This window comes from Pseudomonas sp. 01L34 (assembly GCF_056400265.1).
Window position 1 is genome coordinate 1 of record NZ_JBFTSX010000048.1, and the last position, 476, is coordinate 476.

The window sequence follows — 476 nt, forward strand, 5'->3', positions numbered from 1 at the left end:
GGCACCGTGAAGGAAGACACCACCCTCAGTGTCAGTGGCCAGTTCAGCTCGACCGACATCGATCACGCGGCCACCGCCACCTGGAGCATTGCCGGGTCCAATACTGGCACCTACGGCTCGATCGCGGTGGACAGCAGCGGTAAGTGGACCTACACCCTGGCCAACGGCACCGATGGTGTTGCCAGTGCGGTGCAATCACTGAAGGTTGGCGAGAGTCACAACGAAGTGTTCAGCGTGCAGGTCAGCGATGGCCTCGGTGGCGTCGCCACCCATCTGGTGACTGTCACCGTCACCGGCAGCAACGACGCGCCGGTGCTCAGTTTCGCCAGCGGCAACGATGCCGGCACCGTGAAGGAAGACACCACCCTCAGTGTCAGTGGCCAGTTCAGCTCGACCGACATCGATCACGCGGCCACCGCCACCTGGAGCATTGCCGGGTCCAATACTGGCACCTACGGCTCGATCGCGGTGGACAG

1 protein-coding gene is annotated in these 476 nt (G+C 63.2%); it reads left to right on the plus strand.

Annotation, left to right across the window (positions count from 1 at the left end; all coding sequences use genetic code 11):
* The coding region (locus tag AC1DQM_RS29920; protein ID WP_477747274.1) for a VCBS domain-containing protein at positions 1 to 476 on the plus strand (476 nt) is incomplete at both ends.